At 42.6% G+C, this 13397-nt stretch carries 15 protein-coding genes and 1 pseudogene; 14 read left to right on the top strand and 2 right to left on the bottom strand.

The window, feature by feature from the left end:
* The first annotated feature begins 26 nt into the window (after positions 1–26).
* Genes pstC through pstB (WA325_RS04260) form a run of 4 tightly spaced genes read left to right on the top strand, consistent with a single transcriptional unit; the run spans position 27 to position 3463 of the window.
* Positions 27–956 (top strand): phosphate ABC transporter permease subunit PstC, encoded by a 930-nt coding sequence (gene pstC / locus WA325_RS04275; protein WP_024122067.1) that lies wholly within the window; start codon positions 27–29, stop codon positions 954–956.
* Positions 956–1840 carry a phosphate ABC transporter permease PstA gene (gene pstA, locus WA325_RS04270; RefSeq protein ID WP_024122066.1) on the top strand — a complete coding sequence of 295 codons (885 nt, stop codon included), beginning with the start codon at positions 956–958 and terminating at the stop codon, positions 1838–1840. The genes pstC and pstA overlap by 1 nt, the downstream gene beginning before the upstream one ends.
* A gap of 20 nt (positions 1841–1860) precedes the next feature.
* Complete coding sequence (pstB, locus tag WA325_RS04265; protein WP_336183228.1) at positions 1861–2670, top strand: phosphate ABC transporter ATP-binding protein PstB; 810 nt, start codon at positions 1861–1863, stop codon at positions 2668–2670.
* Positions 2671–2680: 10 nt separating this feature from the next.
* Positions 2681–3463 carry a phosphate ABC transporter ATP-binding protein PstB gene (gene pstB, locus WA325_RS04260; RefSeq protein WP_198098341.1) on the top strand — a complete coding sequence of 261 codons (783 nt, stop codon included), beginning with the start codon at positions 2681–2683 and terminating at the stop codon, positions 3461–3463.
* A gap of 30 nt (positions 3464–3493) precedes the next feature.
* On the opposite strand, the gene WA325_RS04255 is transcribed toward pstB (WA325_RS04260), so the two are convergent.
* On the bottom strand, positions 3494–3955 hold the full coding sequence (locus tag WA325_RS04255; RefSeq protein WP_024122063.1) for an endolytic transglycosylase MltG: 462 nt from the start codon (positions 3953–3955) through the stop codon (positions 3494–3496).
* Entirely contained in the window at positions 3952–4305 is a 354-nt protein-coding gene (locus WA325_RS04250) for a hypothetical protein (RefSeq protein WP_010334943.1), read from the bottom strand. The genes WA325_RS04255 and WA325_RS04250 overlap by 4 nt, the downstream gene beginning before the upstream one ends.
* A gap of 179 nt (positions 4306–4484) precedes the next feature.
* On the opposite strand from WA325_RS04250, the gene WA325_RS04245 reads away from it, so the two are divergent.
* From WA325_RS04245 to WA325_RS04200, 10 genes and pseudogenes are all read left to right on the top strand, one after another.
* On the top strand, positions 4485–4955 hold the full coding sequence (locus WA325_RS04245) for a hypothetical protein (RefSeq protein ID WP_248338891.1): 471 nt from the start codon (positions 4485–4487) through the stop codon (positions 4953–4955).
* Positions 4952–6037 carry a glycosyltransferase family 4 protein gene (locus tag WA325_RS04240; protein WP_248338889.1) on the top strand — a complete coding sequence of 362 codons (1086 nt, stop codon included), beginning with the start codon at positions 4952–4954 and terminating at the stop codon, positions 6035–6037. The genes WA325_RS04245 and WA325_RS04240 overlap by 4 nt, the downstream gene beginning before the upstream one ends.
* A gap of 84 nt (positions 6038–6121) precedes the next feature.
* On the top strand, positions 6122–6271 hold the full coding sequence (rpmG, locus tag WA325_RS04235; protein WP_003153056.1) for a 50S ribosomal protein L33: 150 nt from the start codon (positions 6122–6124) through the stop codon (positions 6269–6271).
* A gap of 82 nt (positions 6272–6353) precedes the next feature.
* Complete coding sequence (locus WA325_RS04230; RefSeq protein WP_336183227.1) at positions 6354–6917, top strand: 5-formyltetrahydrofolate cyclo-ligase; 564 nt, start codon at positions 6354–6356, stop codon at positions 6915–6917.
* A gap of 66 nt (positions 6918–6983) precedes the next feature.
* The gene (locus WA325_RS04225; protein WP_024122059.1) at positions 6984–7157 is read left to right on the top strand and encodes a hypothetical protein; all 174 of its coding nucleotides are present in this window, start codon (positions 6984–6986) and stop codon (positions 7155–7157) included.
* Positions 7158–7245: 88 nt separating this feature from the next.
* Positions 7246–8766, top strand: coding sequence for a rhomboid protease YqgP (yqgP, locus tag WA325_RS04220; protein WP_227597759.1), 1521 nt, complete (start codon positions 7246–7248; stop codon positions 8764–8766).
* A 130-nt stretch (positions 8767–8896) separates the two neighbouring features.
* A pseudogene (locus WA325_RS04215) lies at positions 8897–9110 on the top strand (YqgQ family protein); the annotation flags it as partial.
* A 13-nt stretch (positions 9111–9123) separates the two neighbouring features.
* The gene (glcK, locus tag WA325_RS04210; protein ID WP_105955567.1) at positions 9124–10089 is read left to right on the top strand and encodes a glucose kinase GlcK; all 966 of its coding nucleotides are present in this window, start codon (positions 9124–9126) and stop codon (positions 10087–10089) included.
* Positions 10090–10205: 116 nt separating this feature from the next.
* The gene (locus WA325_RS04205; protein WP_105955568.1) at positions 10206–12122 is read left to right on the top strand and encodes an LTA synthase family protein; all 1917 of its coding nucleotides are present in this window, start codon (positions 10206–10208) and stop codon (positions 12120–12122) included.
* An 81-nt stretch (positions 12123–12203) separates the two neighbouring features.
* Entirely contained in the window at positions 12204–13334 is a 1131-nt protein-coding gene (locus WA325_RS04200) for a M14 family metallopeptidase (RefSeq protein WP_336183396.1), read from the top strand.
* The last annotated feature ends 63 nt before the right edge of the window (positions 13335–13397 follow it).

Raw genomic sequence — 13397 nt, 5'->3', positions numbered from 1 at the left:
TAACACATTCATAGGAGTGTAAAACAATGATAAACAATAGAGAAAATATGTCTGTGAGCGAACGTTTAATCAGCTCAAGGCAAAATAGGCAATTGGATGAAGTTCGGGGAAGAATGATCGTGACAGCCTGCGCCCTTATAATGATAGCGGCATCTGTGGCGATCACCATTTTCCTCGGCATTAAGGGGCTGCAATCTTTTCTTGTAAATGGTGTAAGCCCAATTGAATTCTTAACGAGTCTGAATTGGAACCCAACAGATTCTGATCCGAAATACGGAGTGCTGCCTTTTATCTTTGGCTCATTTGCAGTAACGATTCTCTCCGCTCTCATTGCTGCGCCGCTCGGCATAGCAGGTGCGATCTTTATGACAGAAATTGCGCCGAATTGGGGGAAGAAAGTGCTGCAGCCGGTGATCGAATTATTGGTCGGCATCCCATCTGTTGTTTATGGATTCATAGGTCTTACAGTATTGGTGCCTTTTATTGCTCAGTTCAAAACGAGCGGAACAGGACACAGTTTATTGGCGGGAACGATTGTGCTTTCTATTATGATTCTGCCGACGATTACATCTATCTCAGCTGATGCGATGGCATCACTTCCGAAAAGCTTAAGAGAAGGTTCTTACGCTCTCGGTGCGACAAGATGGCAGACCATTAGAAAAGTGCTCATTCCTGCAGCTTTTCCGACATTAATGACTGCCGTTGTCCTAGGTATGGCGCGTGCGTTTGGTGAGGCTCTGGCTGTCCAAATGGTCATTGGAAATACAAGAGTATTGCCTGAAAGTCTGTTTGACACCGCAGGAACATTGACAACCATTATTACGCTGAATATGGGCCATACCACATACGGAAGCGTTGAAAATAATACGCTGTGGTCAATGGGACTTGTTCTGCTGGTGATGTCATTCTTATTCATCCTGCTTATTCGCTACTTGTCATCTAGGAGGAAAGTGTAATGAACCGCAAATTAACAGATAAACTGGCGACTGGAATGTTCGGTTTATGCGCAGCCATTATCGCCGCGATTCTAGTCGGTCTGTTTTCCTATATTATTATTAACGGTGTTTCTCAGCTCAGCTTTGATTTTATTACGACAAAATCAAGCGCCATTGCCGCAGGAGGCGGGATACGAGACCAGCTGTTTAACTCCTTTTATATTCTGTTTATCACGATGCTGATTACCATCCCGCTCGGAGTGGGTGGCGGAGTGTTCATGGCGGAATACGCGCCTAACAACAAAGTGACAGATTTTATCAGAACGTGTATTGAGGTCCTTTCATCTCTTCCATCAATTGTAATTGGGATGTTCGGCTTACTGATGTTTGTTAACCTGACAGGCTGGGGATATACGATCATAGGCGGGGCGCTGGCATTAACGGTCTTTAATCTTCCTGTTATGGTGCGTGTGACAGAAGACGCGGTCCGTTCAGTCCCTAAAGATTTGAAGGAAGCATCGCTCGCTTTAGGTGTTTCTCGCTGGCATACCGTAAAAACCGTTTTAATACCAAGTGCGATCCCTTCCATCATCACAGGTGCCATTTTAGCGTCAGGAAGGGTGTTCGGGGAAGCGGCGGCTTTATTATTTACAGCAGGGCTTACAACGCCGCGCCTCAATTTTGCAGAGTGGAATCCGTTTTCTGAAACATCGCCGCTTAATATTTTCAGACCCGCTGAAACACTTGCGGTCCACATTTGGAACGTGAATACGCAAGGGATGATTCCGGATGCTGAAGCGATTGCCAACGGAGGTTCTGCAGTGCTGGTGATTTCAGTCCTAGTCTTCAATCTCGCGGCGAGATGGCTTGGAACAATAATCTATAAAAAGCTTACGGCAAATTAGACCGGAAAGAGGCGAAAACAATGTCTGAACAAATGCTAAAAGAAAAGCCTGAGAGTGCGGTTATAATTCCTCAGCAGCACCATGTGCTCGAGATGAAAGATCTGTCTATTTTCTACGGAAACACACAGGCCGTTCGTCACGTGAATATGGAGATTGAAAAAAATGCGGTGACCGCTTTGATTGGGCCGTCAGGATGCGGCAAATCTACTTTTCTTAGAAATATTAACCGCATGAATGACTTAATTCCTTCTGCAAGAAGCGAAGGTGAAATTTTGTATGAAGGATTAAATATACTGGGAAGCAATATTAACGTTGTCAGCTTAAGAAGAGAAATCGGCATGGTCTTCCAAAAGCCGAATCCATTTCCAAAATCGATCTACCATAATATCACGCATGCATTAAAATATGCCGGAGAGCGGAACAAATCAGTGCTCGACGACATCGTGGAAGAAAGCTTAACAAAAGCGGCGCTCTGGGATGAAGTAAAGGACCGTTTGCATTCATCTGCACTCTCGTTATCAGGCGGTCAGCAGCAGCGTTTATGTATTGCCAGAACACTCGCGATGAAGCCGGCCGTTCTTCTTCTTGATGAACCTGCTTCAGCGCTAGATCCGATTTCGAATGCGAAAATAGAAGAATTGATTACGGAATTGAAAAGCGAATACTCAATTATTATTGTCACTCACAATATGCAGCAGGCTCTGCGGGTGTCTGACCGGACGGCTTTCTTTTTAAACGGCGAGATCGTTGAATACGGACAGACCGAACAAATTTTCACAAGTCCGAAGCAGCAAAAAACAGAGGATTACATTAACGGGAAATTCGGATAGGAGGCTGGCAATGAGTATTGCTACCGAAGCTGTAAAGAAACAGGAAGTATATCAAGTCAACGGAATGAATTTATGGTATGGGGAAAACCATGCCTTGAAAAATATCAATTTGAATATTAATCAAAACGAAGTCACGGCGATTATCGGGCCGTCAGGATGCGGCAAATCGACATTTATTAAAACATTGAATTTAATGATTCAGATGACGCCGAATGTAAAGCTTGCGGGTGAGCTGAACTATAATGGCAGCAACATTTTAAAGGATAAAGTGGATATCGTAGATTTACGCAAAAATATCGGCATGGTATTTCAGAAAGGAAACCCGTTTCCGCAATCAATTTTTGATAATGTCGCTTACGGACCGAGAGTTCACGGCATCAAAAATAAAAAGAAGCTGCAAGACATTGTAGAAAAGTCATTAAAAGACGTGGCGCTGTGGGATGAGGTGAAGGATCGTTTGCATTCATCTGCACTCTCATTATCAGGCGGCCAGCAGCAGCGTCTCTGTATCGCCAGAGCTCTTGCGACAAATCCTGATATTTTGCTGATGGATGAGCCGACATCTGCGCTAGATCCAATTTCGACGAGAAAAATTGAAGAGCTCATTCTTCAGCTGAAAAATAAATACACCATCGTTATCGTGACGCACAACATGCAGCAGGCAGCGAGGGTTTCTGATCAAACTGCATTTTTCTACATGGGTGAGCTTGTTGAATGCGATAATACAAATAAAATGTTCTCTCAGCCGAGAGATCAAAGAACACTCGATTATATTACAGGGAAATTCGGATAAAAAAAACAGGCTGTTACATAGCCTGTTTTTTTATCGTGTTAATGTTTTAACGATCTTTTTGAAGCTCATATCTGATTTTACTTTAAATTCTCCGGCACGGATCTCCTTGTGATACCCAGCGTCGATCACGTAGTCATTAAAGTCCTTAGCTGAAGAAATAATGCCTTCTTTTTCAAGAATAGCTGATACATCTGCGGTGCTCATGCCGTCTTTAATGATGAGCTTGTACGTTTTTACTTTGTTTTTCGAGTCTGAGCTGCTGTCATCGCTCAGAGATTTCTCTTTTGAGTCGAGAAGCTTTTGATATTCATCACGGTTAACAGAAACCATTTTTTTAGAATCGAGATAATTGTTCACGTCCTGCTCGGTTACTGTTTTTTGTTCTTTTACAGCAGCGGCTTGATCTTCATCTGTCAGATAAAAAACACTTGCGAGAACGGCTGTCGCTAATATGATACCGCCGGCAAATGCCTGAATGCCTCGTTTTGTCATACGAGCACCTTCTCATTATCTTTTATAATCGTATTCACGTCTTCTACTGATACATGCTCAGCTTTAGCAATTGCTTCAGCTGACATGCCGTTATTATATTTAGAAAGTATTTGTTTGGCGATCTTTTGATTGATGCCGCTGTTCTTTGCTTTGCGGATCACAAGGTTTGTTTCAAGTAATTCTTCCTCAAGCACTGTCATTTTCTTTTTGAGCTTATAAATTTCCTGCATAGCAGAAAGCTGCAATGTTTCAAGCTCCTGCTCGACATCTTTCATCGGATCTCGTTGAGAATATGAGAATGCAATTAGCGCTATACTGACGATAAACAACGCAATAATAGCAATTTCCACGTTTCATCACCTTCTATTCTTTTTTTATCCTTCTTTTTTATACCATAAAACAAGTGGATTCTAAAGGAATTCGCGAAAAAAACGAGTTTTTGTCGAGAAATCTTTCTTTTCTTCCTTTATGGGTAATGGTTTAATAGGATCACCGAGCCAATGGAAGGAAAGGAGAATGTGAGAAGCCTATGGACAAACACTCATTTCCCCATAACATTCGAAGCGGGATTCCTTTTTTTAGGGACATATTCGACATGAACATCCAAAACTCTCACACATTGACAGTCCGATGGAATCTTTCAGTTGAGACGATGAAACTGGCGGAAACCGTGCTTTTCGAAAAAACGCCGGACATGATAAAAGAAATCCGTATTTTCGTGAAAAGAAACGGTATAGAAGCTGTCAGGACGAAACGCATAAAACGGGATAAAGGGAAATGGATCATTGTTCAGGTGCCTGGTAATGCTTTATATCGCGCTGAATGCAGAATACTGAATTCGATAAATGTTTCTCTCAAACTAGCTGAAACAGAGGACATCTTTCTTGCAGAAAACGGTGTCAGCGACATAAACAGTTTCCGCAATGCAGAAATACATACCAGGTGGGAGGAGCAATTTTCTGCTTATACCTGCTATTGCAGTGAGGGAAGAGGGAAATGAACATCCTTATGCTTTCATTCGAGCATCCTAATAAACCGAAAAGCGGGCTTGGCGTTCATTTGAGTCGTCTTATTTCCTATTTAAATCCGCATATCAAAATAACGATATGCGTTCCAAGCGGTAAGCTATGTTCCTATGCGAATGTTGAAGACTTTATAGCTGATGTCAATTTTAGAATGGTTCAACAAGTGTTGTCATGCAGTGAACGCTTTGATCTGATTCATGCCCATGATGACATGACGGCCCCTGCCGCTCATTATTTGAAAAAGCAGCTTGGCATTCCGCTTGCCGCAACGATCCACGGGCTTGAAAGCAGAAGGAAGCGTGCATGCAAAGAAACGCCTCATCCGTACAGGGTGCTGACGGAAAGGCTCCTCCTCGACATTTCCGACGAACTGATTGTGTTAAGCACTTTTATGAAGAGATCGATGAATGAGGCGTATCCGTTTCGTGAAAAAATAACCGTCATCCCAAGCCCTCTGTCTCTGCAGGCAAAAAGCGGCCTAGCTGAAAGGATCATTCATAAAAGATACTTGTTTTCGTTTGGAAGGTTTGTTCCGGAAAAAGGGTTTTCACAGCTGTTGAAGGTATTTTCTATACTGAACAAATGCCGGCCTGACCTTCAGTTGGTGCTAGCTGGACAAGGGCCGTTTCTTGCTGCCTATGAGAAACAGGCTGAGCAATTGAGCATAAAGGAAAGTGTAATGTTTTATCCTTTTTTAAATAGAAGAGAGATCGTGACGTTACTGTCTCAATGTGAAATGGCTGTTTTCCCAAGCTTTTATGAACCCTTTGGGCTCGCTGCACAAGAAAGCATGGAACAAGGCGTGCTGACAGCTGTTTCACAGTCAGGCGGTTTTTGTGACTTTGCCGTTCATGACAAAACTGCAATTGCTGCTGATTTTTCGCAAGAACGGGAGGCAGCCGATAGGCTTCACAACATATTAATAGATGAAGAAAAGGCCCGCCGGATAAAAGAAGCGGGCAGAGAACAAGTGATGAAACTGCATCATCCACGGATCATCACAGCATCATATTTGCAGCTTTATCAGCGTCTATCCAATAAATCATCATTTCATTGAAAAACATCCTAGCATTCCGTGCATTATAGTGGTATTATATATAAGTCTGAATAAGTAAATGATATTTAGTTTGGAGGGAAAACAATGCGCGTTAATATTACTTTGGCTTGCACAGAATGTGGTGAGCGTAACTATATTTCTAAAAAGAACAAACGCAACAATCCAGACCGCGTTGAATTTAAAAAATATTGCCCACGTGATAAAAAATCTACGTTACACCGTGAAACAAAATAACAGCGTAGCTGTTTGAGGTGTAAGAAAAAAGCCAGAGCTTTGAAAAAGGTTCTGGCTTTTTTCTATTCCGAGGGGGATGGAAATGAAATCACAATTAAGAAAAGAAACAATAGAAACGTTATCAGCGATATCGAGTGAAGAACTGTCTAAGAAAACTGCGCGTATCAACAAGCATTTATTTTCACTCCAAGAGTGGCAAAATGCCTGCACCATAGCCGTCACCATTTCAAGAGGGCTGGAGGTACCGACACGGCCGATCATCGAAAAAGCCTGGGGCGAAGGGAAAGAAGTTTGTATTCCAAAGTGTGATCCCGACACGAAAAGAATGCAGTTCCGCACATTCCAAGCGGATGATCAGCTTGAAATGGTTTACGCCGGACTTCAGGAGCCGATGATTGAGAAAACGAATGAAGTGATCCAATCACAGATTGATTTGATGATCGTGCCTGGCGTATGTTTCGATGCCAACGGCTATAGGATTGGCTTTGGCGGCGGTTATTATGATCGTTATTTAAGTGATTATAAAGGGAACACAGTTTCTTTGCTTTTAGAATGCCAGCTGTATGATCACGTGCCGCATCTGTCACATGATATCCCGGTTCAAATGCTGGTTACTGAGGAACGAATCATTTCTTGCTTTTCATAGCTTTCTCGTCCCTCCGTCAAGAATAAATAAGAAAGAATAACAAACCCTAATGGCAGGAGGGATATAATGAAAAAATTTATGATCTATGCCATTTGTGCTGTTTCTGCCGTGATGTTTTACCAAAACCGTTACCGTCTCATGAATACCGTGCTCAGCCAGCCCGGGATCAGGCGGTCCTTTATTCATCTTTTTTTAAGAATCCCGTTTATCCGCAATAAGTTTATACAGCAAGCTTTTTAAAAATCCCGTTTTCACGGGATTTTTTGCTTTTAGTAGGCGTCAAGAGCACCAGCTGTTATAATGAAAAAAAAACATTGGAGCGGTAAACATGTATTTGTTGGAGTATACATATTGGAAGGTCGCGGCGCATTTAGTAAGAAGAGGGTATGGCGTCATACAATCCGGTGAATCTGATGAAATATGGCTGGAAGCACCGGACAAATCCTCTCATGATCTGATTCGCCTCTTTAAACAGAATATTGATTTTCGCCAAGAAATTGCAAGGGACATAGAAGTGCAGGCGGAGCGAGTAGAGCATGTCAGGAAGTCTATCGGCAAGCGGCATTTGAAGCTGCTGAATGTGCTGATTACAGCGGAAGCCCCTGTCGATGACTGGGAGGAAATAGCTGAAAAGCCTTTTGAAAAAGGACAGGTATCCGTTGAAACGGCACTTGTGACTGGTACTTCGCTTCATGAAGATCTGCAGGCAGTTTTTCCCTCACTTGATGCTGTTGAATGGACGGAAGACCGAGACTCATTGGAACACGCGCAAATGGCGAAAGAACGCTTTTTTTTACTAGTGCAGAAACAAGAAGAACAGCGAAAAAAAGAAGCGGCGTTTTTCCAGAACGGAAAACCGATCTTTACATATTTGTTCATCGCGCTGCAGCTCGTGATGTTTTTCCTGCTCGAAATAAACGGAGGCAGCACCAATACGGAGACGCTTGTTGCTTTCGGTGCTAAGGAAAACGGCCTGATTGCAGCCGGAGAATGGTGGCGCCTGCTGACGCCGATTGTGCTTCACATCGGTCTTGCGCATTTAGCCTTTAACACGCTGGCTTTATGGTCGGTTGGAACCGCTGTTGAGCGCATGTATGGATCAGGCAGATTTTTGCTGATTTATTTGGCGGCGGGTATCACGGGATCGATCGCCAGCTTCGTGTTCAGTCCGTATCCTTCAGCCGGTGCTTCAGGCGCCATATTCGGATGCTTAGGCGCATTGCTGTATGTAGCTGTGTCAAACCGAAAAATGTTTCTAAAAACGATAGGCACAAATATTATTGTTATTATCCTGATAAACCTGGGTTTTGGCTTTGCGGTCTCAAATATTGATAATTCTGGGCATATTGGCGGCTTGGCCGGCGGTTTTCTTGCTGCGGCAGCACTTGGTTTGCCAAAAGCAAAAGCCTTGGGCAAAAAACTGGTGTCAGCGATTCTGCTGGCTGCCCTGGCCGGCGGGTTTCTCTATTACGGATTGCATTCACCGTCCCATCAGGAGACAGCGCTGATCCGGCAGGCAAATGAACTTTACCAGGAAGGAAAATATAAAGAAGTAACCGAATTGCTGAACGGTGAAGCAGAGCAGAAAGACGCTTCAGCTGATCTTCTGAAAGTCCTGGCAGTTTCTGATACTCAAATCGGCGAATATGATCAGGCGATTTCTCTTTTGGAAAGAGCTGTGCAAAAAGAGCCTAAAGACCATGCGTCCTATTACTATTTGGCATTGCTGTATGCGGAAAAAAATGAACTTGGTCAAGCTGACGAGGCAATCAGGACCGCTGTAAAGCTGAAGCCGAAGGAGAAGCGTTACATAGAACTGCAGCAGCAAATTGAAAATAATAAAGAATAAATGACTGGATGAGAAAACGTTGAATTTGCCAAGGAATGAATCCCGGGTATTTTTGTCAGCGTTTTCTTCTTGACTGGCCGGTTCTTTATGACTACGCTATTTATAGTTAAGATCAAGAATGGTGAGGAATATGAATACATTTTATGATGTACAGCAGCTGTTAAAAACTTTTGGACACATTGTTTACTTTGGTGACAGAGAGCTTGAAATTGAGTTTATGCTTGATGAATTAAAGGAACTATATATAAATCATATGATTGAGAAGGAGCAGTGGGCTAAAGCGGCAGCTGTCCTTCATAAAGAGCTGGAACAAACAAAAAAACGGAAGAGATTTATGTAAAGGTAAAGGTGATAAAAATGGACGAGATATGGTTTGCGGGAATCGATCTTGGAGGAACGACGATAAAACTCGCATTTATTAATCAATATGGAGAGATTCAGCATAAATGGGAAGTCCCGACCGATAAGTCCGGTGACACCATTACCGTGACAATAGCAAAAGCGATTGACAGCAAGCTGGATGAGCTTCATAAACCGAAGCACATCGTCAAATATATAGGAATGGGCGCACCGGGGCCAGTAGATATGGCAACTGGGGTCGTTTATGAAACGGTAAATCTGGGCTGGAAAAACTATGCTTTAAAAAATCATCTGGAAACGGAAACAGGCATCCCTGCGGTTATAGAAAATGATGCGAATATTGCCGCGCTCGGAGAAATGTGGAAGGGTGCGGGTGATGGCGCAAAAGACGTCATTCTCGTTACGCTAGGCACAGGAGTTGGCGGCGGTATTATTGTGAATGGGGAGATTGTGCACGGAATAAATGGCGCTGGCGGAGAAATCGGCCATATTTGCAGCATCCCTGAAGGCGGGGCGCCGTGCAACTGCGGTAAAACAGGCTGTATTGAAACCATCGCGTCAGCAACTGGCATTGTTAGAATTGCAAAAGAGAAAATTGCAAAAGCTAAAAAGCCGACTCAATTAAAAGCATCTGATCATTTAACGGCACGAGATGTATTTGAAGCAGCAAATGAAAATGATGAATTAGCTCTTGAAGTTGTCGATTATGTAGCTAAGCATCTTGGCCTGGTGCTTGGCAATCTGGCCAGCTCGCTTAATCCGTCAAAAATTGTTCTCGGCGGCGGCGTTTCAAGAGCCGGAGAATTGCTGAGATCCAAAGTCGAGAAAACATTCCGTGTATGTGCCTTTCCGCGCGCTGCGGAAGCGGCTGATATATCTATTGCGGCGCTTGGAAATGATGCGGGCGTTATCGGAGGGGCTTGGATTGCTAAGAATGAATGGCTGAAACACCAAAATTGTTAAATTTGTGAAAATGAAATTGATTTTTTGTTATGTTCAGGTTAAGATTTAATTTGATGTGTTAATGAGAATGTTGTGAATAGACTGATTTATTTGAGCGTGCTGCATAGGAGGTTGAAATGCGAAAAACGTTTTTTTCGATGATTTCATTTATGCTGATTGCCATTTTAATGATGTGGCTGAAAACGTATGTTGTTTACAAAACCAGTTTTCATATTAAAATTGACAATCTTACGCAGGAATTTATTCTGTTTATCAACCCATTGAGCTTTTTGCTGCTTATTTTTGGCTTCAGCCTGTTTTTAAAGGGAAGAAACAGAAATCGTTACATTATTGCCATGAGTTGTATTGTCACATTTGTTTTGCTGGCGAATATGGTTTTTTATCGTTTTTACAATGATTTCCTAACGATTCCGGTTCTTTTTCAAACAAGCAATATGGGTGATCTGGGAAGCAGCATCGGAACGCTTCTTGAGCCGACAGACCTCCTATTGGCTGTAGATATCGTGATTTTAATATGGCTTCATATGCGTCAAAAAGCCTTTCAATCAGACATCACCTCTACGAAAAATGAACGGGCGGCATATTTTTTGTTTGTGGCTTCCGTTTATTTCTTCAACTTAGGTCTGTCTGAGGCAGAACGGCCGCAGCTATTGACACGCTCATTTGACAGAGAAATGCTCGTTAAAAATATCAGCCTGTTTAATTTTCATATTTATGACGGAGTACTTCAGTCGAAGCAATCCGCACAAAGAGCGCTGGCTGACAGCAACAGCCTGACGGAAATTGAAAACTATGTCACAGCCAATGCGAAAGATGCCAATAAGAACTTATTTGGCGCCGCAAAAGGCAGAAACGTCATACTTGTATCTCTGGAGTCGACACAAAGCTTTGTGATCAATGAAAAGGTGAACGGAAAAGAAATCACCCCGTTTTTGAATGATTTTATAAAAGAAAGCTATAACTTTAGTAATGTTTACCACCAAACAGGGCAGGGGAAAACCTCTGATTCTGAATTTATCGTTGACAATTCACTTTATCCGCTTGGACGAGGCGCTGTGTTCTTTACAAATGCGGGCAATCAATACATGGCCGCGCCAGAGATTCTCAAAAATAACGGATATTATTCAGCGGTGCTCCATGCCAATAATAAAAGCTTTTGGAATCGCGACTTAATGTACGATTCATTTGGGTATGATTCATTTTTTGATATTGAATCGTATGATGTCAATGACGATAATTCAGTCGGCTGGGGGCTGAAGGATAAAGAATTTTTTGAACAGTCTTCAGAGCTGATGAAAAACCTGCCTCAGCCGTTTTACTCCAGGCTGATCACACTCACGAACCACTTTCCGTTTGACCTTGATGAAGAGGACAAATTGATTGAGGAATATGATTCAAGCAGCCAAACGTTAAACAAGTATTTCCCAACTGTTCGTTATCAGGATGAGGCGCTGAAACGATTTATCGAAAAGTTAAAGGAAGACGGGTTATATGATAACTCCATTATTGTTTTATACGGTGACCATTACGGGATATCGGAAAACCATAATGAAGCGATGGGGCAGTTTTTAGGGAAAGAAATTACACCATTTGAAGAAGTGCAGCTCCAAAAAGTGCCGTTTGTCGTTCATATTCCTGGAATTACAGACAAGAAGCCGAAAACGATTGATAAGGTAGGCGGACAAATCGATATCCGGCCGACGCTGATGAATCTGTTAGGTATTGATACAAAGAACTTCATTCAATTCGGCAACGATCTGCTTTCTGACGACAAACTGGACTTTACAGTGCTGCGGGATGGAAGCTTTATCACAGACCAGATCGTGTATACTGACGGTCTATGTTATGACAAAGCGAGCGGAAAGCCTTTGAAAGAGGCAAAGCAATGTGAAACATTTGCAGATAAAGCGAAGCAGGAGCTTTCACTTTCTGATGAAATCATTTACGGAGATTTGTTACGATTTTATGATCAGGAAAGACTGGACAATTCGTCAAAAAGAAAAGAAAAACAAATTCTTGATCAGGCCTCATGATCACAAAGTCTCCCGTATCAAAAAATGCGGGAGGCTTTCTTTTTTAAAAAACGCCGTCATATAGTAACAAAAAGGGGGATGATGATGGCGTTTATTACGATAAAACCTGAGATCAAATACAATTTGGCTTTATTGGCAAGAGAACTGAAGATAGATGAGACATTGCTTAAAAGTGCCAATCAAACAGCACAGAAACATCAATTGTACTGTCCGGGTTATAAGATTGAAGAAAGCACTGATAAGGAGCTTCAATCCATTCAGGAAGTAAAGCGCTTTTTACACCCGCTGCAGCTGCAGCCTGCTGATGACTGGCTGCAGCAAGAAAAAATCTATGACTTTCTTGCTGTCGAAGAGGAAATTAAAAAAATAATCAATGTGTTTCCGTTTGTTTCGTGCCGGGAAATCGGACGTTCCGTTTTGGGCAGGCCGATCTGGGAGCTGGCAGTTGGGGGAGAGCATACCTCCAAAAAAGTTCACATGAATGCATCGTTTCATGCAAATGAGTGGATTACCACGTCTGTACTGCTGAAGTGGCTGAAGGAATATTGCCTTTCTTTATGTCATAATACGAATTTCTTTGGTTTTACTCCTTTGGAGCTGTTCAGCCGAACCTCTCTTTCTCTTGTTCCTCTTGTGAATCCGGATGGCGTTGATCTTGTCTTACACGGATCAGCGGGCATGGGAGACAGGAGAGATGAACTCGAAAGACTAAACTGCAATCGTCCGAATTTTAATGAATGGAAAGCAAATATTAACGGAGTTGATTTAAATAAACAATTTCCGTCTTTATGGGAAATTGAAAAATACCGCAAACCAAAAACGCCCAGCTACCGAGATTTTCCCGGAATTTCTCCGCTCACAGAGCCGGAATCCATTGCGATGCAGCAGCTGATAACAGCGGATCCGCCTGACAGGCTGGTGGCCCTTCACACTCAAGGAGAAGAAATCTATTGGGGATATAAAGGCCTTGAGCCCGAAGAATCGGCTGCGGTAATAAAGGATTTTGAGACGATAAGCGGAAACATTTATAAAGGAGTCAAGGATATTGACAGCTATGCGGGATTCCGCGACTGGTTTATTCATCACTATTTTAAGGAAGGTTATACGGTGGAACTTGGAAAAGGCCAAAATCCCTTGCCGTTTGAGCAGTTTTCACATATTTATCAGGCGACAAGCGGGATCTTATGGAGGTCGTTATTTTTTCTTGAATAACTGAAACTTTTTCTGTTTCGTGCCGTATCAAATATGGGACAATAAATATGATCGGAGGGGGAG

The sequence above is a fragment of the Bacillus sp. 205(2023) genome, from assembly GCF_037027485.1.
In the GTDB taxonomy this organism is placed as follows: Bacteria; Bacillota; Bacilli; order Bacillales; family Bacillaceae; genus Bacillus; species Bacillus halotolerans.
This window is presented reverse-complemented; position numbering and strand designations above follow the sequence as displayed.